The organism is Telluria sp. AC161, assembly GCF_979258535.1.
In genome coordinates this window covers 4,253,558-4,275,249 of sequence record NZ_OZ409861.1, presented here as the reverse complement: position 1 = coordinate 4,275,249, position 21,692 = coordinate 4,253,558, and the positions used below count along the sequence as shown (strand labels likewise).

Here is a 21,692-nt window from a genome sequence, read left to right as displayed (position 1 = left end):
GGCGTTGCCCCTGTTCTATTGTGCTGCCTGAAGCGGCGTATTACGCCTTCGCTGGCGCCTTCAACAACGGCTTCAGATACTTGCCAGTGGCGCTGCCCTTGTTCTTGGCCACGTCTTCCGGCGTGCCCGTCGCCACGATGACGCCGCCGCCGGCGCCGCCTTCCGGCCCCAGGTCGACCACCCAGTCCGCCGTCTTGATGACGTCCAGGTTGTGCTCGATGATTGCCAGCGTATTACCCTGGTCGCGCAGGCGGTGGATCACCTTCAGCAGCAGGTCGATGTCGGCAAAGTGCAGGCCGGTCGTCGGTTCATCCAGGATATACAGGGTGCGGCCCGTGTCGCGCTTGGACAGCTCGAGCGAGAGCTTGACGCGCTGCGCTTCGCCGCCCGACAAGGTCGTCGCACTTTGCCCCAGCTTGATGTACCCGAGGCCCACGTCCAGCAGCGTTTGCAGCTTGCGCGCAATCACTGGCACCGGCTTGAAGAACTCGTGCGCATCCTCGACAGTCAGTTCCAGCACCTCGGTGATGTTCTTGCCCTTGTAATTGACTTCCAGCGTTTCGCGGTTGTAGCGCTTGCCGTGGCAGACATCGCACGGCACATACACGTCCGGCAGGAAGTGCATCTCGACCTTGATCACGCCATCGCCCTGGCACGCTTCGCAGCGCCCGCCCTTGACGTTGAACGAGAAGCGGCCAGCGCTGTAGCCGCGTTCCTTGGCCGTCGGCACCGTCGAGAACAGGTCGCGGATCGGTGTGAACAAGCCCGTGTACGTCGCCGGATTCGAGCGCGGCGTGCGGCCGATCGGCGCCTGGTCGACCGAGATCACCTTGTCGAAGTGCTCCAGGCCGTGGATCGACGTATGCTCGGCCGGCTCGGTCTGCGAACCGTACAGGTGACGCGACAGTGCCGGGTACAGCGTGTCGTTGATCAAGGTCGACTTGCCCGAACCCGAGACACCCGAAATGCAGGTCATCAAGCCCACCGGCAGCGTCAGGGTCACATCCTTCAGGTTATTGCCCTTGGCGCCCGTGATCACCAGCTGGCGCGCCGGGTCGGCCTTGGTGCGCTTCTTCGGTACTTCGATCCGGCGCCGACCGTCGAGGTACTGGGCCGTGACCGAGTGCTCGTTCTTCATGATCTGCTCGAGCGTACCTTCGGCGATGATCTGCCCGCCGTGCACGCCCGCGCCCGGTCCCATGTCGACGATGTAGTCGGCGGTGCGGATCGCGTCTTCGTCGTGCTCGACCACCAGCACGCTGTTACCGATGTCGCGCAGGTGTTTCAGCGTCGCGATCAGGCGATCGTTGTCGCGCTGGTGCAGGCCGATCGACGGCTCGTCGAGCACGTACATGACGCCCGTCAGGCCCGAGCCGATCTGCGACGCCAGGCGGATACGCTGCGCTTCGCCGCCGGACAAGGTGTCCGCACTGCGGTCGAGCGACAGGTAATCCAGACCCACGTTGTTCAGGAACTTGAGGCGCGAAATGATCTCCTTGATCACGCGCTCGGCGATGTCCTTCTTGGCGCCGGTCAGTTCCAGCGTTTCGAAGAACTCGAGCGTATCGCGCAGCGGTTTATCGGACACTTCATAGATCGCGCGCTGCTGGGCACCCTGGCCAATTTTCACGTACCGCGCTTCGGTGCGCAGACGCGCGCCTTCGCATGACGGGCACTTCTTCTCGTTGATGAACTTCGCCAGTTCTTCTTTGACCGCCATCGAATCGGTTTCGCGATAGCGGCGCTGCAGGTTGTTGACGACGCCTTCGAACGTGTGTTCGCGAATCACGGTGCGGCCGCGTTCGTTCACATAGCTGAACGGGATCGCTGTCTTGCCCGACCCGAACAGCACGGCATCCTGCGATGCCGCCGGCAATTTGTCGAACGGTATGTCGAGGTCGAAGTCGTAGTGCGACGCCAGGTTTTGCAGCATCTGGAAGTAGAACTGGTTGCGGCGATCCCAGCCCTTCACGGCGCCGGACGCCAGCGACAGGTGCGGGAAGGCCACGACCCGTTTCGGATCGAAGAATTCGATGTGGCCCAGGCCATCGCATTCCTGGCAGGCGCCCATTGGATTATTGAACGAGAACAGGCGCGGTTCCAGCTCTTGCAATGAGTAGCCGCAGACATTACAGGCGAACTTGTTCGAGAACACCGTCATGTTTTCGGTGTCCATTTCGTACGCGACCGCGCGGCCATCGGCCAGGCGCAGTGCGGTCTCGAAACTCTCAGCCAGGCGCTGCTTGATGTCCGGATTGACCTTGATGCGGTCAATCACGACGTCGATCGTGTGCTTCTCGGTCTTTTTCAGCTTGGGCAGCTCGTCGATCTCGTAGATCTTGGCCGCGGCCACGCCGCTGGCGATACGGAACCGCACGAAGCCCTGGGCCTGCATCGCCAGGAACAGGTCACCATGCTCACCCTTGCGGCCGGCCACGACCGGCGCCAGGATCATCAGCTTGGTGCCTTCCGGCATGGCCAGCACCGAGTCGACCATCTGCGACACGGTCTGCGCGGCCAGCGGATGGTGCGGGTGCTGCGGGCAATATGGCGTGCCGACGCGCGCGTACAGCAGGCGCAGGTAATCGTGGATTTCGGTGACGGTGCCGACGGTCGAGCGCGGATTGTGCGAGGTCGCCTTCTGCTCGATCGAAATCGCCGGGGACAGGCCCTCGATCAGGTCGACATCGGGCTTTTCCATCAGCTGCAGGAACTGGCGTGCGTAGGCCGACAGCGACTCGACGTAGCGGCGCTGGCCTTCGGCGTACAAGGTATCGAAAGCGAGCGACGACTTGCCGGAGCCCGACAAACCCGTGATCACGATCAGCTTGTTGCGCGGCAGGTCGAGGTTGATGTTCTTCAGATTGTGCGTGCGGGCACCACGAATGCGAATTTCTTCCATTAAGTTGGGCAGACTTTCTATTAGTTTATGTGGGCCACCGTGGCGGAGCCGCGAACGCTAAGCGACCGGGTCAGCGGGCCAATCGGGGAGAACCCGTTAGTGTAGCTGGTTTTTGTTACGGCTGTATATTTGTCCAGTGGTTCTAATGTGCGCATTGCCGGATCGGCAAGCGCATCCGGGTGGCGCGATGGCCTGGACAACAACATGTCCGCCGTATGTGGGTCGCCCTCTGAACGGTTCAATGACAAAGCGTTCAGATTCGCAAAATAAATTCCCTGCCGAGCTATGGATGAGGTCGGATTGACAACAAAATCGACGGGATGACGCTGCGTTACGGCTGATGGATTTCAACAAATTGTTGTGGCAAATCCGGGCGCCGGCCTCATAATAGTGAGCTGTACTACCACGTTCCCTGACGCCTAGAACCATGCAGAGTCAGGGCTGATCATACCCAGCAGGAGTAATCAAATGGCATCAGTTAACAAGGTCATCATCGTTGGCAACCTCGGCCGCGATCCGGAAGTGCGCTACATGCCGAGCGGCGACGCCATCGCGAACATCGCGGTCGCCACCTCGTACAAATCCAAAGACCGCAACACCGGCGAGCAAAAAGAGCTGACCGAGTGGCACCGTATTTCGTTCTTCGGCCGCCTGGCCGAGATCGTCGCGCAATACCTGAAAAAAGGCTCGTCGGTCTACGTCGAAGGCCGTCTGCAGACCCGCAAGTACACCGACAAGGACGGCATCGAGCGCTACGCAACCGACGTCATCGCTGAAAACATGCAAATGCTGGGCGGTCGCCAAGGCATGGGCGGCGACGGCGGCGGCATGGGTGGCGGTATGGGCGGTGGCGGCATGGACGACGACTACTCGGCGCCACAGCAGCCACGCCAGCAAGCACCACGCCAGGCGCCACCGGCACCGGCAGCACGTCCGCAGCCGAAACCGGCACCGAACTTCTCGGATATGGATGACGACATTCCGTTCTGATATAGAAGTTTCAGGGAACGAAAACAAAAACCCACTTTCTCTTTGAGAGTGGGTTTTTTTTGTAGAGGACTAACGGAATCCATGACCTGGCGCGTTTCCTCTGACAGGCCATAACGCTTGTCCGTGTATACACCTTGGACGTAAGAATCTTGAATCGTCCATGTAACGATTTCCGTTCATTTTTTCTACGGTTCAGTAAAAATCATAATTTTTACATTAATATGTTTAATGTAAAAATTATGAGTAGAGAAAGATATGGCTAAGCGTGCCCGACCTACTTCTGAGATACCAACCCTCGTAGCAGAGCGCCTCAAAATTTGGGGCAAATGCATCCGAAAACAGCGGGTTTTACAGAACATTACAGCCCACGACCTTTGTGAACGTCTCGACATCTCCCGTCCTACCTTGGTCAGGATGGAGCACGGCGAGGGGAACGTGAATGCAGCCCTGTATCTAGCTGCGCTTAACATATTGGGTGTGCTGGCCTTCGCCGTGCCGGAGCTCGACATAACGTTGTGGCAGATGGATCACTGGGACAAGAGAGCTAGACCAGATGTCGACGACAATGACTACTTTTAACCGGGTGCGGCCTCCTCTTTACGTGTACTTGCAACGCCCAGACACTGCCGAGTGGGTGGTTGTCGGGCGATATCAACGTGACTCAGAGCGTCGGGTAGGGCTTTATCGATACGCACCATCCTATGCAGAACTGGGCCTGACGTGGGCAATTGACCCAGTCAATCTTCCTTTTTTGGTGGCCATCGAACACATCGCTCGTCGTTATGACGGGTTACACGATGTGTTGCGCGATGCCAGTCCAGACTCTTGGGGCCAACTACTTCTTCGACTGAAACACGATCTTCCTCAAGACACCTTGTCGATTGACTACCTGAGATTGGCTGGTAACGGTGATCGATGGGGTGCATTAGCAATTGGTTCTACGCCAAAGCCAAATGTGGCGCACCTTGCGAGCCCCAAACTACATAAACTCGACGATCTTGTTCAAGAGCTCCTTGCGATCTCAGAGCGCAGACCTGCCGTGAATGCACAGTTGAGGAAGCATCTCTTTGCCACGCCAAGCTTGGGGGGCGCCAGACCCAAGGCTACTGTTCAGGATGACGACACGTTTTGGCTTGTGAAGCCGGGCCTTTCTACTGACACCGTCGATCTGGCCTTGCTGGAACACGGAACTCAGCAGTTGGGGAGGGCGACTGGCTTGCGTTTCGCTGATACCCGGCATCATGCGTTAATTGGAGGCGCCAGCGTCGTGCGCGTTCTGCGGTTTGACCGGAATGGTCAGAAGCGAATCATGGCTGTCAGCGCGGCGTCGCTGCTTCAGATCCAATATCCGTTTACAACCGATGAAGACAGTAAAGGGTCCAGTTATCCGCGGTTGGCTGAAGAGCTTCGGCGAATCGGCGCACCCAAGGATGATTTGGTGGAATTGTTTGGGCGGATGATCTTTAATGCCGTGGTAGGTAACGATGATGACCACCCCAGGAATCATGCCGTGATTTTTGATGCGACAGAGAATCGATGGAGATTGGCACCTGCGTTCGATGTCGTGCCTAATCCAGAAGAAACGCCAAAATTGTTGGTGATGCAAGTGAGCACCGGTCGTCGTGATATCGATCGGGAGGCGATGCTTACTGACTATGCGCGGTTTGGTTTCAAGTCGAGAATCGATGCAGAGCAGTATATGGATGCGCTACTCAAAAAAATACAAAGCAGTTTCAATGAGATCAAGGATATGTTTGGTCCGGTCCTGGAGGTATTCATGTCCGACCGAATTAACACGACATCTCAACGACTTGCAGCAAGCACTGCGCAGTCAGCTCATCATCTCTGAAATCTCGATCAGATTCAGATCCGGATCGCGCACATACACCGAGCGGATCTTGCCGGTCGCCCCAGTCCGCTCAACCGGCCCTTCGACAATGGGCCAGTCGCAGCTGCCCAGATGCGCAATGACGGCATCAAGCGGCACCGCCGCAATGAAGCACAGATCCAGCGCCCCCGGCACCGGCAGATGCGCCTTCGGCTCGAACTCGGCGCCGCGCTGGTGCAGGTTGATCTTCTGGTTGCCGAAGGTGAAGGCGATCCGCCCCGCGCCGAAGTTTTCCAGCCCCATGCCCATAACCTTCGTATAGAAATCCTTCGTCGCATCGAGATTAGTGCAGGTCAGCACCAGGTGGTCGAGATGGGAAATCATGGCAGGCGGTCCTTGTGTGATGTGATTACAGCTCGGTACGCAACTCGAACAACTCCGGGAACAGCACGACATCGAGCATCTTGCGCAGATACCCCACGCCGTCCGTGCCGCCGGTGCCGGTTTTAAAACCGATCACGCGCTGCACCGTCGTCACATGCCGGAAGCGCCACAGCCGAAACGCCGTCTCGATATCCACCAGCTTTTCACCCAGCTCATACAGCGGCCAGTACTGGTCAGTATCGCGATACACAACCATCCACGCCGCCTTCACCGACGGATCCGACTGCGTCGCCTGATGCCAAGGCCCGGCAAGCCGCGCCGCATCCACGGCCAATCCACTGCGCGCCATCACCATGATCGCTTCGTCATACAGCGACGGTTTATCGAGCACGCCCTGCAGCGCCGCGTGCGCGTCAGGCTTGTGCTGATGCACCTGCAAATGCGTGACGTTCTTGTTCCCCAAAATGAATTCGATCTCGCGATACTGGTGCGACTGAAACCCTGACGACGCGCCCAGGTATGGGCGGATCGCCGTGTACTCGGGCGGCGTCATCGTCGCCAGCACATCCCATGCATGCACGAGCTGGTTCATGATCGCGGCCACGCGCGCCAGCATCTTCATCGCCGCTGGCAGCTGGCCCCGCGCGATGTTGTCGCGCGCACCGTGCAGCTCGTGCAGCATCAGCTTCATCCACAGTTCGCTGGTCTGGTGCTGGACAATGAACAGCAGCTCGTTGTGCTCGGGCGACAGCGGGTGCTGGGCGTTGAGGATCGTGTCGAGCGACAGGTAGTCGCCGTAGCTCATGTCCTTGCTGAAATCGAGCTTGGCGCCGTGGTAGCCGGGCTGCGCGACAGGGCAGCCACTCAAATCGGCATTGCTGGCGGACGAATCAGGGGTAACAGGGCAGGGCATTGTGGCCTCTCTTGAGAATCGCTCGAAAATCGCTCAGGTCACCGCAGTGCGCTTGGCATCGACCTGATAGTCGCTGCGGTCCAGGATATCCTTGAGCACCATCACCGCCTGCCACACATCGTCATACCCCGTGTACAGCGGCGTGAAGCCAAAGCGCATCACCTGCGGCTCGCGGTAGTCGCCGATCACGCCGCGCGCGATCAGGGCCTGCATCACCGCGTAACCGTGCGGATGCGTGACGCTCACCTGGCTGCCACGGTCCGCGTGATTGCGCGGCGTGATCAGCTCCAGCGGATGCGCAGCGCACTCCTGTTCGAGCAGCGCCAGGAAAAGGTCCGACAGCGCCAGCGACTTCTTGCGCAGCGCCGCCATCGTCACATCCTGGAACACGGCCAGCCCGCATTCGATCAGCGCCAGCGCCACCACTGGCTGCGTGCCGCACATCGCGCGCTTGATGCCGGCCACCGGCGCGAACGCCGGCTGCATCGCGAACGGCTGGCGGTGCGCCCACCAACCGGTGAGCGGCTGCGTGAACTGCGCATGATGGCGCTGCGGCACCCAGATGAATGCCGGCGCGCCCGGTCCGCCGTTGAGGAACTTGTAGGTGCAGCCCACCGCGAAGTCGGCTTGCGCGCCATTCAGGTCAACCTCCACTGCGCCAGCCGAATGGGCCAGGTCCCAGATCGCCAGCGCGCCGGCGGCGTGGATCTGCGCCGTGATCGTCTTCATGTCGAGCATGCGCCCGGTGCGGTAGTTCACGTGCGTGAGCATCACGACTGCCACCTGGGCACCGGCGTCGCCTTCGAGGGCGGCCGGCAGGTCGGCCCAGCTGTCGAGCAGGCGCAACTCGTAGCCGCGCTCGAGCCAGCCGATCAGGCCTTCGGCCATGTAGATATCGCTCGGGAAGTTGTCGCGCTCCGTGAGGATGATGCGGCGGGCCGCGTGCGCCGGTGCGTCGGCCTGCATCTTGAGCGACGCAGCCAGCGCCTTGAACAGGTTCACCGAGGTCGAATCGGTGACCACCACTTCATCGGCCGCGGCGCCGATCAGCGGCGCGATCAGGGTACCCAGGCGCTGCGGCAGGTCGTACCAGCCGGCCGTGTTCCAGCTGCGGATCAGGTCATTGCCCCATTCGGCGGCGATCACGTCCTGCGCGCGTTGCAGGGCCGCGCGGGGGCGGGCGCCGAGCGAATTGCCATCGAGGTAAATCACGCCGTCCGGCAGCGCAAAGGCATTGCGCTGGGGAGCCAGCGGATCGGCCGCGTCGAGGGCCAGGCAGTCTTGTCGTGTGATCATGTGAACGGTCGCGAAGAAGTAGTGGGTGCCGGCCTGGCCGGACAATACCGCCATTCTAGGCTAGGGAAGCACTGATTTATTCTGGGGGATGGAATTGGCTGCGGAAAAAGCCGCCATGCAAGGCGCAAATCGCAGCAATAGCGAGCTATTGCGAGAATTTGCAACGCCGCAGGGTGGCTATTTTCCGTGCCAAGTCCGCCTCCATGAATTAATCAGTGCTTCCCTAGAAGCCAAAGAATGCGGTGACAGTGGCGCACCCTGGCTGTAGAATCGCGCCCAATCAAGTGAATGGTGCCGTCCTGCTCGTCTGCAGGAAGGTGAAACGGGAAGCCGGTGACGTGTGCGAATCCATCGCACGCCAGTCCGGCGCAGCCCCCGCTGCTGTATGCCTGACGACCCTCGTCGAACGCCACTGTGCCCCGTGCACGGGAAGGCAGGACCCGGGAAGGATGACGGCAAGCCAGAAGACCGGCCTTCACGATGCATTGCGTACGTCCCGGGGTGTGGGCGTGCCTGTTGGTAGTTCGTCGTTCCTTTTGTGTTGCCACTGCGGTCGCGTCAGCGTTCGTGCGCGTGTGCGCATGGCTTGCTGCGCCCAGCGTGGAAGGAAGACGTCTGCCCATTGTCATGCGCGCCCTGGCGCGCAGCTGAAAGGTCGACGTTCACATGAACACTGCTTCGCTCCCCCGCGCCTGTACTGCGCTGGTGCTTCTGCTCGCGTCCCTGCTTGCCTGCGCCCACAGCCACGCCGCCACCATGTTCGCCGTGGTCACCGAGCGCGCCGCGCCAGGTGCGATCGAGGCCGCCCACCGCCACCTGGCCAGCCACCCGCGCGACCGGATTCAGTTGCGCACGCCGGCCCAGCTGATGGCCGCCAGTGAACGCGAGGTGGGCCAGTGGATCGCGGGCGCCGACACGGTGCTGGCGGTGTCGCTGTTCGGCGATCCGGCGCGCCGCATGAAGGATGCGCTGGCGCGCCACGCCAAGCCAGGCACCGCGGTGCTGGCCTTCAATGGCGAAGCAAGCCTGAACCTGATGACGCGCGCCGCGCACGGTAGCCTGGCCGGCTTCGCGCCCGAGCTGCTGCGCGAACTGGCTGCCGAAGCGCCGGCGCCTGCCGCGTTGCAGGCGGCAGAAGCGAATCCCGCCGCCCGCCACTGGCTCGCGGCGCGGCGCGTCTGGCAAGCGGGCGGCGTGGACAACACCACGGCCCTCATCGCCCACCTGCTGCATCCATCGACAGCACTGGGCGCTCCGCTGCCCGAGCCAACGCTGCGCCTGCGCGTCGGCCAGAACGAGCTGCAGGATGCTGCCGCATGGGGCAACGCCGCCAAGCTGGGTCTGAAGGACCGCCCGACCGTCGTCGTGCTCGACCTGGCGAACATGGATGGCATGGTGCCGGCGGCCCTGTGCCGCCGCATCGAAGAACAGGGCCAGGCCTGCGTGCAGCTGCTCACGCGCTGGGGCGGCGCCTCGCGCGAAGCGCTGGTGCGCCTGCCGGAGCTGATCGCGCCAGCGAAGCCGGCGGCGCTGGTGGTGCTGCAGGACTTCGTCGTCGGCGCCGCCGAAGGCCGCGAAGTCGTCAGCGAAGCCTTCAAACGCCTCGATATCCCCGTGTTCAAGGCGATCCGCCTGTCGGACCGCACCGCCATTCAGTGGCAGCTTTCGCCCGATGGCCTGCCGCCGGATTCGGTCCAGTACCGCGTCGCGCTGCCCGAGCTGCAGGGCATCGGCCAGCCGATGGTGGTGGCGGCGCTGGGCCAGTCGCAGCGCGACCGCCTGACCGGCATCGAGAACCGCCCGCCGGTGCTGCTGCCGGCCGAAGTCGATCGCATGACGGCGCGCGTGAGCCGCTGGCTGGCGCTGCGCGCCAAGCGCAACGCCGACAAGCGCGTCGCGATGGTCTATTACAACCACCCGCCGGGCCGCCAGAACATCGGCGCCGACAACCTGAACGTGCCAGCGTCGCTGTTCGACATGCTGCATGCGCTCAAAGCTGCCGGCTACACGGTCGGCGATCTGCCCGCCACGCCCGAAGCGCTGCTCGACATGATCATGGCGCACGGCGTGAACCTGCCCGAAGACCGCGCCGCGCTGCGCGAGATGAGCGCCACCGTCAATAGCGTCAGCGCCGCCGACTATGCGCGCTGGTTCGCCACGCTTGCACCGCGGGTGCAGGGCGAAATGAAGGACGGCATGCTGGGCCGCCTGCATGCCGACGTGCTGGTCGCCGAAGTGCAGGGCGAGCGCGCACCGGGCCGCAAGCAGGCCGAGACGATCATCAAGGAATTGCTGCACCTGGTCGAAGGCGTCGACCATCCGCAGCGCGTGCAGGCCACGCGCGACCTGCATGCGCTCGAAGACGGCTACCGCGCCTGCCTCGATGACAGCAAGCCCAGTCCGTGCAAGGCGCTCGCACCACTGTATCGGCGCCTGATCGGCTACGGCATCGAAGGCATGCGCGGCTGGGGCCCGGCGCCGGGCAAGGTGATGGTCGACAGCGGCAAGCTGCTGGTGCCGGGCCTTACGTTCGGCAATGTGTTCATCGGCCCGCAGCCGCCGCGCGGCTGGGAAGTCGATGAAGAACTGCTGCATGCGAATACCAGCATCACGCCGCCGCACCAGTACCTGGCCTTCTACCACTGGATCCGCGACCGCTTCAAGGCCGATGCTGTCGTGCACGTGGGGCGCCACTCGACCTTTGAATTCCTGCCCGGTAAAGCGGTTGGGTTGTCGAGCGACGATTATCCCAGCCTGATCGCAGGCGACCTGCCAGGCATCTACCCGTACATCGTTGACGGCGTGGGCGAGGGCACGCAGGCCAAGCGCCGCGGCCTGGCGATCATCGTCGACCACCTGACGCCCCCGCTGGCGACGACGCCGCTGTACGACGAGCTGCTGTCGCTGCGCCAGATCGTCGAGAGCTTCGAAGCCGCGTCGTCCGAGTCGCTCAAGACGCAGGCCGCGCAACTGATGCGCGAGCGCGTCGTGGCGCTGAACCTGCGCGCCGAACTCGAAGCGTCGATGTCCGACGTGCTCGAAGTGCGGGGCATCGGCTTCGATGCCGCCGATGACGATTTATTGGCGCACGAGGTTGGCCACTACCTGACCAAGCTGCAAGAGAAGTTCATGCCGTTTGGCCTGCACGTGTTTGGCCGGCCGTGGGATCAGAAGTCGCTCGACCTGATGCTCGATTCGATGACCAAGAGCGGCATCGATGATCCCTCCATCGCCGACAAGCTGCGCGACTCGCCGCGGCGCGAGATGGTCGGCCTGCTCGCGGGCCTGGATGGCCGCTATATCGAGCCGGGCAAGGGCAACGATCCGCTGCGTTCACCCGAGGCGTTGCCGACCGGCCGCAACTTCCACGCGGTCGATGGCGACATCCTGCCGACGCGCCTGGGTTTCGGGCTGGCGCAAAAGATGGCGGCCAAGGCGATGGCGCGCAGCAAGGGCGACGCCGCGCGGGAGCAAGGCAGCGAAGGCATCATCCTGTGGGCGTCGGACGCGGTGCGTGACGAGGGCGTGATGGTCGGCTTCGCACTGGCCATGATGGGCGCCGAGCCGGTCTGGAATGCGCGCGGCATCGTCACCGATGTGCGCCTGGTGCCGGGCGCCGTGCGGCGCGATGCGCTGGTGACCACGTCTGGCCTCTTCCGCGACCTGTATCCGAATCTGATCCGCCTGATTGACCGCGCCGGCCGGCTGGCGCTGGCGGCGTCCGCCGAATCGATGGCGCGGCAGGACCCGGCCCTGCGCGAGGCGCTGCAAGCGGCGCTGGCGCCGCTCCAGGGCGCCGCCTGGGGCAATGAAGCCGTGCAGGACAACCGGGTCGCGCGCGAATGGCTGGTGCGCCAGCGCGCGCTGGTCGCGGGCGGGGCATCGACCATCGAAGCAGGGCAGGGCGCTGCGCTGCGCGTGTTCGGCGATGCGCCGGGTGCTTATGGCACGGGCGTGAACCGCCTGACCGAACGCTCGGGCGCCTGGCGCGAGCGTGAGGAAATCGGCCGCGCCTACCGCAATCGCATGGGCCATGCGTACGGCCTGGATGCCGACGGCGACGCGCAGCATCGCGCGTTCGACGTGGCGCTGGACGGCATCCACCGCACCTACCACGGCCGCGCGAGCAATCTGTACGGCCTGCTCGACAACAACGACGCCTTCGACTATCTGGGCGGCCTGTCGCTGGCCGTCGAGACGCGCACCGGCCGCGTGCCGGACGCGCTGATCCTGCAGCACGGGCGGCCGGGCCAGGCCGACGTCGAGCCGCTGGCCACCGCGCTGCTGGGCGAATTGCGCGGGCGCTTTTTGAACCCTGCGTGGCTGCGCCCATTGATGGACAACGGCTACTCGGGCGCACGCACGATGGGCCAGGAATTCATCGAGAACCTGTGGGGCTGGCAGGTCACGCGCCCGGATCTCGTGAAGAACTGGGCCTGGGACGAGGTCAAGGCGGTCTACTTCGACGATGCGCACAAGCTCGGCCTGCCCGAGTTCCTGGGCCAGCGCCACAACGCGCACGTCAAGGCGCACATGCTGGCCGTGTTCATGGTGGCCGCCGAAAAAGGCTTCTGGAAGACTGACCCGGAAACGATCCGCACGATGGGCGGCGAGCTGGCGCGCCTGGTCGCCGCCAACGGCTTGCCGGGTAGCGGCCACACGTCGCCGGATCACCCGATGTGGGGCTGGCTGGCGCCGCAACTCGATCGTGGCGACGCGCAGCAGCTTGGCGTGACGCTGGCAAAGGCACGCGGCGAGATGCTGCCGGCGCTTGCGGCCGCGGTGCCGGCCGGCGCGCCGGCAGCGGCGTCGGCCCTGCAGGCGCCACCACGCGCCGACGCGCAGCAGGGACAGGCGCCATCTGCGCCCGCACCGGCGGCTCCGCCAGCGATGCGCGTGTATGAACTCAACCAACAACCCGAACCCGCGCCGCTCCCTGGCCTGCGCATCGTGCAGGTCCTGGTCATCCTCGCCGCCTGCTTCGCCCTGTTTGCGCTCGGCCTGTGGCGCGGCCGCAGCATCCCTCAACCTGTAAGGAGTACTCCATGATCGATCACTTGTCCTATGCCTGGCTGCACGACGCCGTCAGCTGGCTGCTCACGCCTTCGCTGGTGGCGCTGCTGGCCGGCTGCGCCATTGCGCTGGTCGAATCCGGCATCGCCGTCGGCGAGCGATTTCACGGGCTGGCCCGGCTGCGCGCATCCGGCAACGTCGAACACGTGCAGAAGCTTGCCCGGCACCGCCTGGAGCGCGCCGACCTGCTGGCGCGCATCCCGCCGATGCTCGGCCTGATGGCCACCATCATTCCGCTCGGGCCTGGCCTGGCCGCGCTGGGTGAAGGCGATCCCGCCAAGCTGGCCAGCGCCGTGACGGTTGCTTTCGACGCGACCGTGCTGGGCCTCGTTGCCGGCATTGCCGGTCTGGTGATCGGCAAGCTGCGCCGCCGCTGGTACGAAGAGACGCTGGACGCGATGGAGCCGCTGGCATGAGCGCCCCGGCACGTGGCCGTCTGCGCCTGTACCGTCACCTCGACGCGCGCTTCGACCAGAGCGACGAAGACCCGCGCGCGAGCCTGGTCAACCTCGTCGACGTGATGCTGGTCTTTGCCTGTGGCCTGATCGCGGCAATCGCCGGCTCGCAAGGCGCCATCAAACCGCCGCAACCGGTCGAGAAGGGCCGCCAGATCGAGCGCCCCGCCAGCGGCGTGACGCAAGACGGCAGCGGTTATGACCGCGTCGGCGAAGTCTATCGCGATCCCAAGACCGGCAAGCTGGTGCTGATCGAGCCCACGGCAACCCCGGCAAAAAAATAAAGCAAATGATGAACCCAACCTTGTTACGCGCGCTGCCGGCCACCATCGGCCTGCTGTGCGCCACCGGCGCCTTCGCCCAGGCCGTCCCCACCGTCACCATCCACGCCGGCGCGGGTGACGACGGCCTGGCGCTCGACCGCGCCAACAGCACCGGCAGCCGCCTGGACATCAGCACGCTCGACCTGGCGGCCAGCGCCGAGACCCTCAACGCCGCGACGATCGCGGCGCGCGGCGACCTGTCGGTCAAGGACGCCGTGACGCGCACTACCGGCCTGACCGACAGCAGCTCGCCCGGTAGTGGCATCAGCTATTCGGCGCGCGGTTTCAATGGCAACAACTCGGTCGCGCTGCTGGAAAACGGCCAGCGCCTGCTGGTCGGTTCCGGCACGGCCACCTATCCCGCCGATCCATGGGGTTACGAGACCATCGAGGTGCTGCGTGGCCCGGGCTCGGTGGTCCATGGCAGCGGCACGACCGGCGCCATCATCAATGCCGTGCGCAAGGCGCCGCGCCGTGAAGCGTCGCTTGAAGTGATGGGCGGCGTTGGCGGTGGCCAGGCGCTGCGCGCCGGCGTGGGCGCCACCGGCGCACTGGGCGAGCAGGGCGCGTTTCGCATCGATGCCTATGCCGGCCGCAGCGACGGCTTCATCGAACGCGGCGAAGCGCGCCACGGCAAGATCCTGACCAGCATGACCACGACGCTCGCGCCAGGCGTGACGCTGTCGGCGCAACTCGATCACGCCGAGCAGGAACCAGTGCGCTACTTTGGCACGCCGCTGGTGAACGGCGCCCTGGCCAAAGCGCTGCGCGACGAGAACTACAACGCCGGCGACGCCGTGCTGCGCTACGTCGACGACAAGGCCGTCGCGCGCCTGGACTGGCAGGCAGCGCCGGGCCTTGCCATCAGCAATGAGCTGGCGTACTTCAAGGCGCGCCGCGACTGGCGCAATATCGAATCGTATTCTTACAACCCGGTGCGCAACGTGGTCGATCGCAGCGACTACATCGGCATCCGCCACAACCAGGAGCAGGCCGCAAACCGTCTGGAGGCGCGTTACCAGCACGGCGCGAACCAGATCGTCGCAGGCTGGGAAGTCTCGACGATCAACTTCCGGCACACGAACAATGCGCCGTACGGCGGCGCGTCGACCGTGGCGCCGACCGGCTTCAATCCGGGCAGTTTCAGCGGCGCGACCGATGCCTTTGTGCCGAACTTCGCCACCGACACGCTGACGCACGCGTTCTACGTGGAAGACGCGTACCGCGTGAACGAGCGCCTGCTGCTCACGGCCGGTGCGCGCCATGACCGCTACCGGGTCGATTATCAGGACTTGCGTGCTGCAAGCGGCAACCACAACGCGACGCTGCGCTCGACCGCCGTGCGCCTGGGCGCGAGCTGGAAGCTGGACCCGTCCACGTCACTGTACGGCCAGTTCAGCACCGGCAGCGACCCGGTGACGAGCCTCCTGTCGATGAACCTGGCCAATAGCCGCTTCAAGCTCACCGACGCGCGCCAGGTCGAGGCGGGCGTCAAGGGGGTGCTGGATGGTGGCGCGGCCGAATGGACCGCGGCGCTGTACCGCATCGAGAAGGATGACATCATCACGCGCGACCCGGACAACGCTGCCATCTCCAGGCAGGGCGGGTCGCAAACGTCGCAGGGTGCGGAAGTCAGTGCCAGCGTGCGCCTGGCGCAGGCCTGGCGGATCGAGGGCAATCTGGCGTACACGAAGGCCGAATTCGATGCGCTGCTCGAGTCGGGCGCAGGGGGAAGCAGCATCTCGCGCGCCGGCAACCGGCCCGCCGATGTGCCGAAGCTGTCGTCCAACCTGTGGCTGACGCACCGCGCCGGTGCCTGGCGCACGAGCGCGGGCGTGCGATACGTGGGCGAGCGCTTCATCAGCAACGCCAATACGCGAACGCTGCCGGCGTACACGACGCTGGACGCGTCGATCGGCTGGACCGTGAACCGCAACGTGCAGGTGCAGCTCAACCTGCGCAACCTGACCGACCGCCTGTATGCGATCACCGGCTACGGTCCGACCCAGTCGCTGCTGGGTGACGAGCGGCATGCCGAGCTGACCGTCCACTGGCGCTACTGATCGGGCGTGCGATGGCTTCGATGAAGCGCCAGCTGCACCTGTGGCATCGCTGGCTTGGGATCGGTATCGGCCTGCTGGTGCTGCTGTGGTTTGGCTCGGGCATCGTGATGATGTATGTCCCGTATCCCGAGCTGACCGAGGCGGAGCGCCGCACGTGGCTTGCGCCGCTCGATCCGGCGCGGGTCCAGGTGAGCGCGGATGCGGCCTGGCGCGAGACGGCATTGAAGGGCATGCCCGATGCGGTGCGCTTGAACACGGTGGCGGGCCGCCCGGCCTGGCATTTTGGCCATGACGCCACCTGGAGCTCGGTGTGGGCCGACAACGGCGCGGTGCTCGTGGTCGACGAGCAGGTAGCGTCGAGCAGTGCACGCAGCGCAGCGCCGGATGCGCGTTCGCTGTCGTTCGAAGCCATCGACGTGGACCAGTGGACGTTCGGCGCGGTGCGCGTGCACCAGCCGCTGCTGCGCGTTACGGCCGACGATGACGTTGGTAGCGTGGTGTATGTCTCGAGCCGCACCGGCGAATTGGTGCGCGACACGATACGCAGCGAGCGCGCCTGGAACTGGGTCGGCGCCGTCGTCCACTGGATCTACGTCACGCCGTTGCGCAAGCAGAACGAAGCATGGCGCCTGGCCGTGATGTCGACGTCCGGCGTCGCACTGCTGCTGGCCGTGACCGGCATGGTGCTGGGCGTCCAGCGGCTGCGCGTGCAGCGCCGCTATGCGGGCGGGCGCATGTCGCCGTACAAAGGCTGGCAGGGCTGGCACCACTGGCTGGGCCTGAGCGGCGGTGTGCTCGTCATCACCTGGCTGTTCAGCGGCTGGCTGTCGGTCGGCCCGTTCGGCTTTCCGTCCGACCCGGGCGCGACCGCGCAGGATCGCCTTGCATTCGCAGGCGGGGCGCTGACCAGCGATGACCTGGCAATCGATGCGGGCGCATTGCTGCGCGCGCATCCCGGCACGCTCGAACTGGAATGGCGCCGCGTGGGAGGCACGCTGTACCTGAGCGCCCTGGGCCGCACCGTGCGCACGCTGCTGCGCGCGCAGGATGGCGCCGTGTCCAGCGTGCTGCCGCAAGCGCTGCTGCTGCGCAGCGCGCAAGCCATCCGGCCCGGCGTGGCAATGACGACGACGATGCTGGGCGACGCTGACGACTATTACTATGGCCATCATCGACAGGCGTCCTTCCCGGTACTGCGCACACGGTTCGCGCTGCCCGATGCACCGGTGTTCTATATCGATGCGGTGCATGGCCGCGTGGCCGGTTTCGTCGACCGCAACACGCGCTGGAACCGCTGGCTTTTCAACGGCATGCACCAGATGGATTTCGCGTTCCTGCGCCGGAGGCCGGTGTGGGATATGGCCGTGATTGCCTTGTGCACGCTGGGCGCTGCGTTGACGTCGACCGGGCTGGTGCTGGGGTGGAAGCGTCTGCGCAAGCGCACGCGCGTGGTGTGACCAGGCACACGCCGACGTGCGTGGTACGCGATTGAGCGAAGTTGGTTTGAACGCGTGGACGGCATAGCCGTCCACCCTACATTGAAGCGTAGGGTGGATGGCTATGCCATCCACGCGTCCAACGGCCGTTACTGCGCCACGAAGCGCGCGATTGGTTTGCACACCCGATCAGCGCTTCTGCCCCAACCCCGTCGCACTCCAGTAAATCCCGCCCAGCAGATGATTCAGGTACTGCGGATCGCGGTACATCTCGCCGTTGTGCCCCAGCGTGGTGACGAACACGCGGCCCTGTTCGTGCCGGTGATGCCAAGCGATTGGGTGGTCCTTGCCCATGCCCTTGACTGTTTGTCCCGGCCAGATCTTCGTCGTGTCGTAGCTCGACTCGTCCACGCTCAGCACCGTGTCGATCTTCACCTGATACGGATTGGTCGTGACGTAGAACTCGTCGCTCCAGATCCAGCGTGCGGGCAGGCCGAAGGTGGCGGGGAAGTTCTGGTCGACGACCGTGACCACGCCCGTCTGCAGCTTCGGGTGCGGGCCGACCGAGCGGCCCACCATCTTTTCGTACCAGACCCAGTCGTTCGGCGGCGTGATCGCGGCGCGGTGCACGACGATCGCGTTGCCCCCGCCTCGCATGTACGCCTCGAACTTCGCGCGCTGCGCCGCGTTCAGCTCTTCGCCCGGTGTGTTCAGGAACATCACGGCCGCGTATTGCGTCAGGTCGCCCTCGAACACCTGCGGCTTGTTGGTGTAGGTGAGTTCGAACGCGTGCAGCTTGGCCATGCGCTCCAGGCTGTCCCGCGCAATCGGGATGTACTCGTAGTGGTATTTGCCGGGCATGGCCAGGACCAGCAGCTTGAACTGGTCCTCAGCCATGCCGTCCGCTGCCGCTGCCAGCAGCAGCGCTGCGCCCAGCGCCCTGGTGATGCGTCTCATAGTGGTGTCCTTAATTGATCTGCGTTGCGTACAGCGCGTGGTGGGTCAGGATGAATAGCGTGCGTTTGTTTGCGCCGCCAAACAGCAGTTGCAGCGGGCGCTCCGGTACGTCGATGCGCCCCTTTTGCTTGCCGTCCTTGCCGTAGATGAAGACCTGGCCGTTGGCCACGTACACGTCGCCATTCGGCGCGACTGCCGCGCCTTCGCCGCCGCGGTTGGCCACGAGCTTGAGGTCAGTGATCCCGCCACCAGCGCCCACCACGCCGCTAAAGGTGCGGTTTTCCGAGCCGTTGGTAAACACCACGCGGCCACCCACCGGGGCCGTGACGAAACCGTGCGTCTGCAGCGAATCGGCCCAGCGCCAGCCCAGGTGGTCTGCCGCGCCCTGGCGCAGCACGCGGTAGGCCGGCAGCGCGAGGCTGCCGTCAGGCGAGACGTATTGGTTGGCTTTCGGGAGCGCCACGTCGCGGGCGAACATCTCGGCCAGCGTCGTGAATTCGTAGGTATCGGGATTGAGCTGGTCCTTGAATTCGCCGTTCTGCCAGAAGTTGACGGGCACCGCGATGCGGCTACGATTCGACGCAATGCTGTGCGCCGCCACCGGCGTCGGCTGGATCATCGTCATGTCCAGGCCGGACTTGCGCGGATCGAACGCATACACGCTCGCCTGCGGGCCGTAGGACGATAGCACCATCAGGTTGCCGCTGTTGTCGATCGCCAGGTTGACCGGATCGAGCGGCGCATCGCGCACCACGACCAGGCCTTCATCCTTGGTCCAGCTGAAGATGCGCTTCCAGTGACGGTCAACGAAGTACAGCTTGCCCTGTGCATCGACAGCGCCGCCGGCGATCGAATAGAAGCCGCCTTCCAGCTTGGCCACCTTGCCCAGCGGCGCAGGCGCCTTGCGCTGCGCGCCGCTGTAGTCAAACACGGCGAACTCGCGTTCGCGCACATCGAGCTTGTTGGTCACGTCGCGGATCGCGTTCTCGTAGGCGAACTTGCTGGCGCGCAGATAGGTGGCGCAGCCGGCGTCGTCGCAGCTGGCAAAGCCGCTCTCGCCGTTCACGTGCACGTTGCGAAAGCGAATGTCGCTGGAATTGGTGACCAGGATCGCGGCCGGCATCGGCTTGTACGAGCGCGTCACGCGGTAGCCATGGTAGTTCGCGAACAGGATGTTCTTCGAGTTGCGGATCTCGACCGATACGGCATCGGCGCCGTCACGCACTTCTTCCTCGGTCTGCGGCGCCAGGAATTCCCAGTTCTGCACCTTGTCCAGCACGATCTCGGCGCGGATGTGGTGCTCGGCCGAGAGCTCGTAGACCTTGCCGGGCGTGGTGGTGTTGGTGACGTAGAAGCCGGCCTGCGCATAGCCGCTGGGCGACCAGATGCCCGAGAACGTACCGCCGCCGCCATCGGTCACCCAGACGCTCGGATACTGGCGGTCCCAGTGCGCGGTGGTGTCGAATTTGGCGTCCTTCTTGTACGGGTCGGCGCGGCTGCCGTCGTACAGGCGCGTGCCATGGCCGCCCTGGATCCGCACATCGTCCACCAGCGACTGTTCGCCCGCACGCCACAGCAGCGCCACGGCGCGGTTGTTGACTTCACCGGTGGCCAGGCCCAGGCCCGAGACGATGCCGTCACCGCCACGTGCGCTCTCTAACAGTGCCTTCGGGCTGCCGATGCCCTGGTACTGCGACGAGCCATTCGGAATCACGAGTTGCGTCAGGCCCGGATGCAGCGCGATGAGTACCGTGTCCGGCTTCATGCGGATCGTGTCGTTGACGACGTAAAAGCCCAGCGGCAGGTACACCGTGCGCTTGCTGTCGATGGCTTTCTGGAGCGCCGCCGTATCGTCGGTGCTGCCGTCGCCCTTCGCGCCGAAGTCCAGGACATTGGCCCAGTCGTTCGACGCCGGCAGGGCGCGCAGTGCGCGCGTTGGCGCCGCACTGGCCGGCAGCGCCGCCGTCTTGTAGTTGGTCGAGAACTGGCCGGGCTCGCCCATCTGCTTGATGAACAGGCCGTAGTTGAATTCTTTCACCAGGTAGTCGCGGCCCTTGCCGGCCAGCGTCTTGCCACTGTCGCGAAAGCGCACGAACGTCGGCACGTTGCGCGCGCTGGCGTTTTCCATGCCGACCTGCGTGTACACATTGTTCTCGTTGCTGACGATGAGCGCGGCGCGGCTGACGTTCTCGAAGCGCACGTCCTTGCCCCACAACCAGTCGCCATAACCGCGGTTGATCTCCACGCCCACCGGCGTATTGCGGATGTCGACATTGACCAGCGTGAGGCTCGCTTCATGTTCGCGGATCGCGGCGTCGCGCTGGCCGTCGAAGGTCGAATCGAGCAGCGTGAATTGCCAGGCGGGCGAGGTCTTCTCGCTCAGGATGCCGTAGCGTCCGCCGTGAAAGCGCAGGTTGTAGGCCACGTTGCCCACCTGGTAGACGCCTGCCAGGCCCGAGCCGATATGGAAATCGATGTGGCTCAGGTTCGAGTGCTGCGCCGTGTGCATGCGCACGGCGGCAGCGGCCGGGTTGCCATCCTTGATCTCGAAGTCGACGTTCGACAGCGCCGAATAGAAGGTCGATGAATTCGCGTTGCGTACCGCCTTGCCGTCTTCAGCACTGAACGGCACGGCGCTGGGCACCGGCATCGGCACCTTGCCCACGCTGTACTGGTCGCCGCCGGTGAAGATCACCATGTTCGCGACGCCCTTCTGGAAGCCGGGCGTATTCGCCGCCAGCACGAACACGGGGCGCGTCGGGCCCACGCCATACACGCGCACCGCCAGCGGAATCAGGATCGAGCGCGTGACGCGATAGCGTCCGGACGGCAGGAACACGACGCCGCCCTGGCCGCCGTTGGCCGCGCTGTTGATCGCCGCCTGCAGCGCGGCGCTGTCGTCGGTGACGCCGTCGCCGGTGGCGCGCACGACGATCGCGCGCGGGTCGACCGGCATGGCGGGGTAGGCAGAGAGGGAAGCAGCGCCGGCGGAGACACTGGCGGCCAGCAGCAGCAGGAAGGCCAGTGCACGGGGAAGATCGAACAGCCTTGTCATCATGGTGGTTTCCTTGA

14 protein-coding genes and 1 riboswitch are annotated in these 21,692 nt (G+C 64.5%); of the genes, 8 read left to right on the top strand and 6 right to left on the bottom strand.

Going from position 1 to position 21,692, the window contains the following annotated elements:
* Positions 1-40: 40 nt before the first annotated feature.
* Positions 41-2,902: an excinuclease ABC subunit UvrA gene (gene uvrA, locus ACZ0AJ_RS19040; protein ID WP_499455980.1), complete on the bottom strand. Its 2,862-nt coding sequence runs from the start codon at positions 2,900-2,902 to the stop codon at positions 41-43.
* A 468-nt stretch (positions 2,903-3,370) separates the two neighbouring features.
* Between uvrA and ssb the strand changes: the two genes are divergently transcribed.
* From ssb to ACZ0AJ_RS19025, 3 genes are all read left to right on the top strand, one after another.
* Entirely contained in the window at positions 3,371-3,892 is a 522-nt protein-coding gene (ssb, locus tag ACZ0AJ_RS19035) for a single-stranded DNA-binding protein (protein WP_258836787.1), read from the top strand.
* 255 nt (positions 3,893-4,147) lie between these two features.
* On the top strand, positions 4,148-4,471 hold the full coding sequence (locus ACZ0AJ_RS19030; protein WP_499455979.1) for a helix-turn-helix domain-containing protein: 324 nt from the start codon (positions 4,148-4,150) through the stop codon (positions 4,469-4,471).
* Positions 4,446-5,741 (top strand): type II toxin-antitoxin system HipA family toxin, encoded by a 1,296-nt coding sequence (locus ACZ0AJ_RS19025; protein WP_499455978.1) that lies wholly within the window; start codon positions 4,446-4,448, stop codon positions 5,739-5,741. Before ACZ0AJ_RS19030 ends, ACZ0AJ_RS19025 begins: the two co-directional genes overlap by 26 nt.
* Here ACZ0AJ_RS19025 and ACZ0AJ_RS19020 read toward each other — a convergent pair.
* Genes ACZ0AJ_RS19020 through kynU form a run of 3 tightly spaced genes read right to left on the bottom strand, consistent with a single transcriptional unit; the run spans position 5,724 to position 8,313 of the window.
* On the bottom strand, positions 5,724-6,104 hold the full coding sequence (locus ACZ0AJ_RS19020) for a VOC family protein (protein WP_499455977.1): 381 nt from the start codon (positions 6,102-6,104) through the stop codon (positions 5,724-5,726). The genes ACZ0AJ_RS19025 and ACZ0AJ_RS19020 overlap by 18 nt on opposite strands.
* A 25-nt stretch (positions 6,105-6,129) precedes the next feature.
* A complete protein-coding gene (kynA, locus tag ACZ0AJ_RS19015; protein WP_499455976.1) occupies positions 6,130-7,017 on the bottom strand; it encodes a tryptophan 2,3-dioxygenase in 888 nt (295 codons plus the stop codon).
* Between the two features lie 33 nt (positions 7,018-7,050).
* Positions 7,051-8,313 carry a kynureninase gene (gene kynU / locus ACZ0AJ_RS19010; RefSeq protein ID WP_499455975.1) on the bottom strand — a complete coding sequence of 421 codons (1,263 nt, stop codon included), beginning with the start codon at positions 8,311-8,313 and terminating at the stop codon, positions 7,051-7,053.
* Positions 8,314-8,585: 272 nt separating this feature from the next.
* Positions 8,586-8,804: riboswitch (cobalamin riboswitch) on the top strand.
* A gap of 175 nt (positions 8,805-8,979) precedes the next feature.
* On the opposite strand from kynU, the gene ACZ0AJ_RS19005 reads away from it, so the two are divergent.
* The 5 genes from ACZ0AJ_RS19005 to ACZ0AJ_RS18985 are packed head-to-tail and all read left to right on the top strand — an operon-like array spanning position 8,980 to position 17,684.
* On the top strand, positions 8,980-13,362 hold the full coding sequence (locus ACZ0AJ_RS19005; protein WP_499455974.1) for a cobaltochelatase subunit CobN: 4,383 nt from the start codon (positions 8,980-8,982) through the stop codon (positions 13,360-13,362).
* Entirely contained in the window at positions 13,359-13,802 is a 444-nt protein-coding gene (locus ACZ0AJ_RS19000) for a MotA/TolQ/ExbB proton channel family protein (protein ID WP_499455973.1), read from the top strand. Before ACZ0AJ_RS19005 ends, ACZ0AJ_RS19000 begins: the two co-directional genes overlap by 4 nt.
* Complete coding sequence (locus ACZ0AJ_RS18995) at positions 13,799-14,125, top strand: DUF2149 domain-containing protein (RefSeq protein WP_183555189.1); 327 nt, start codon at positions 13,799-13,801, stop codon at positions 14,123-14,125. The genes ACZ0AJ_RS19000 and ACZ0AJ_RS18995 overlap by 4 nt, the downstream gene beginning before the upstream one ends.
* Positions 14,126-14,130: 5 nt before the next feature.
* Complete coding sequence (locus ACZ0AJ_RS18990) at positions 14,131-16,227, top strand: TonB-dependent receptor (protein ID WP_499455972.1); 2,097 nt, start codon at positions 14,131-14,133, stop codon at positions 16,225-16,227.
* Positions 16,228-16,238: 11 nt separating this feature from the next.
* Complete coding sequence (locus ACZ0AJ_RS18985; RefSeq protein ID WP_499455971.1) at positions 16,239-17,684, top strand: PepSY domain-containing protein; 1,446 nt, start codon at positions 16,239-16,241, stop codon at positions 17,682-17,684.
* A 168-nt stretch (positions 17,685-17,852) separates the two neighbouring features.
* Here ACZ0AJ_RS18985 and ACZ0AJ_RS18980 read toward each other — a convergent pair whose 3' ends face one another.
* Together ACZ0AJ_RS18980 and ACZ0AJ_RS18975 are read right to left on the bottom strand one after the other, a co-directional pair.
* Positions 17,853-18,620, bottom strand: coding sequence for a ThuA domain-containing protein (locus tag ACZ0AJ_RS18980; protein ID WP_183555192.1), 768 nt, complete (start codon positions 18,618-18,620; stop codon positions 17,853-17,855).
* A gap of 10 nt (positions 18,621-18,630) precedes the next feature.
* On the bottom strand, positions 18,631-21,678 hold the full coding sequence (locus ACZ0AJ_RS18975; RefSeq protein ID WP_499455970.1) for a glycosyl hydrolase family 28-related protein: 3,048 nt from the start codon (positions 21,676-21,678) through the stop codon (positions 18,631-18,633).
* Between the last annotated feature and the right edge of the window lie 14 nt (positions 21,679-21,692).

What these genes read in the sequence shown, in the direction of transcription:
- uvrA (WP_499455980.1), bottom strand. Translation starts at nt 2,902, where the DNA reads ATGGAAGAAATTCGCATTCGTGGTGCCCGCACGCACAATCTGAAGAAC.
- ssb (WP_258836787.1), top strand. Translation starts at nt 3,371, where the DNA reads ATGGCATCAGTTAACAAGGTCATCATCGTTGGCAACCTCGGCCGCGAT.
- ACZ0AJ_RS19030 (WP_499455979.1), top strand. Translation starts at nt 4,148, where the DNA reads ATGGCTAAGCGTGCCCGACCTACTTCTGAGATACCAACCCTCGTAGCA.
- ACZ0AJ_RS19025 (WP_499455978.1), top strand. Translation starts at nt 4,446, where the DNA reads ATGTCGACGACAATGACTACTTTTAACCGGGTGCGGCCTCCTCTTTAC.
- ACZ0AJ_RS19020 (WP_499455977.1), bottom strand. Translation starts at nt 6,104, where the DNA reads ATGATTTCCCATCTCGACCACCTGGTGCTGACCTGCACTAATCTCGAT.
- kynA (WP_499455976.1), bottom strand. Translation starts at nt 7,017, where the DNA reads ATGCCCTGCCCTGTTACCCCTGATTCGTCCGCCAGCAATGCCGATTTG.
- kynU (WP_499455975.1), bottom strand. Translation starts at nt 8,313, where the DNA reads ATGATCACACGACAAGACTGCCTGGCCCTCGACGCGGCCGATCCGCTG.
- ACZ0AJ_RS19005 (WP_499455974.1), top strand. Translation starts at nt 8,980, where the DNA reads ATGAACACTGCTTCGCTCCCCCGCGCCTGTACTGCGCTGGTGCTTCTG.
- ACZ0AJ_RS19000 (WP_499455973.1), top strand. Translation starts at nt 13,359, where the DNA reads ATGATCGATCACTTGTCCTATGCCTGGCTGCACGACGCCGTCAGCTGG.
- ACZ0AJ_RS18995 (WP_183555189.1), top strand. Translation starts at nt 13,799, where the DNA reads ATGAGCGCCCCGGCACGTGGCCGTCTGCGCCTGTACCGTCACCTCGAC.
- ACZ0AJ_RS18990 (WP_499455972.1), top strand. Translation starts at nt 14,131, where the DNA reads ATGATGAACCCAACCTTGTTACGCGCGCTGCCGGCCACCATCGGCCTG.
- ACZ0AJ_RS18985 (WP_499455971.1), top strand. Translation starts at nt 16,239, where the DNA reads ATGGCTTCGATGAAGCGCCAGCTGCACCTGTGGCATCGCTGGCTTGGG.
- ACZ0AJ_RS18980 (WP_183555192.1), bottom strand. Translation starts at nt 18,620, where the DNA reads ATGAGACGCATCACCAGGGCGCTGGGCGCAGCGCTGCTGCTGGCAGCG.
- ACZ0AJ_RS18975 (WP_499455970.1), bottom strand. Translation starts at nt 21,678, where the DNA reads ATGATGACAAGGCTGTTCGATCTTCCCCGTGCACTGGCCTTCCTGCTG.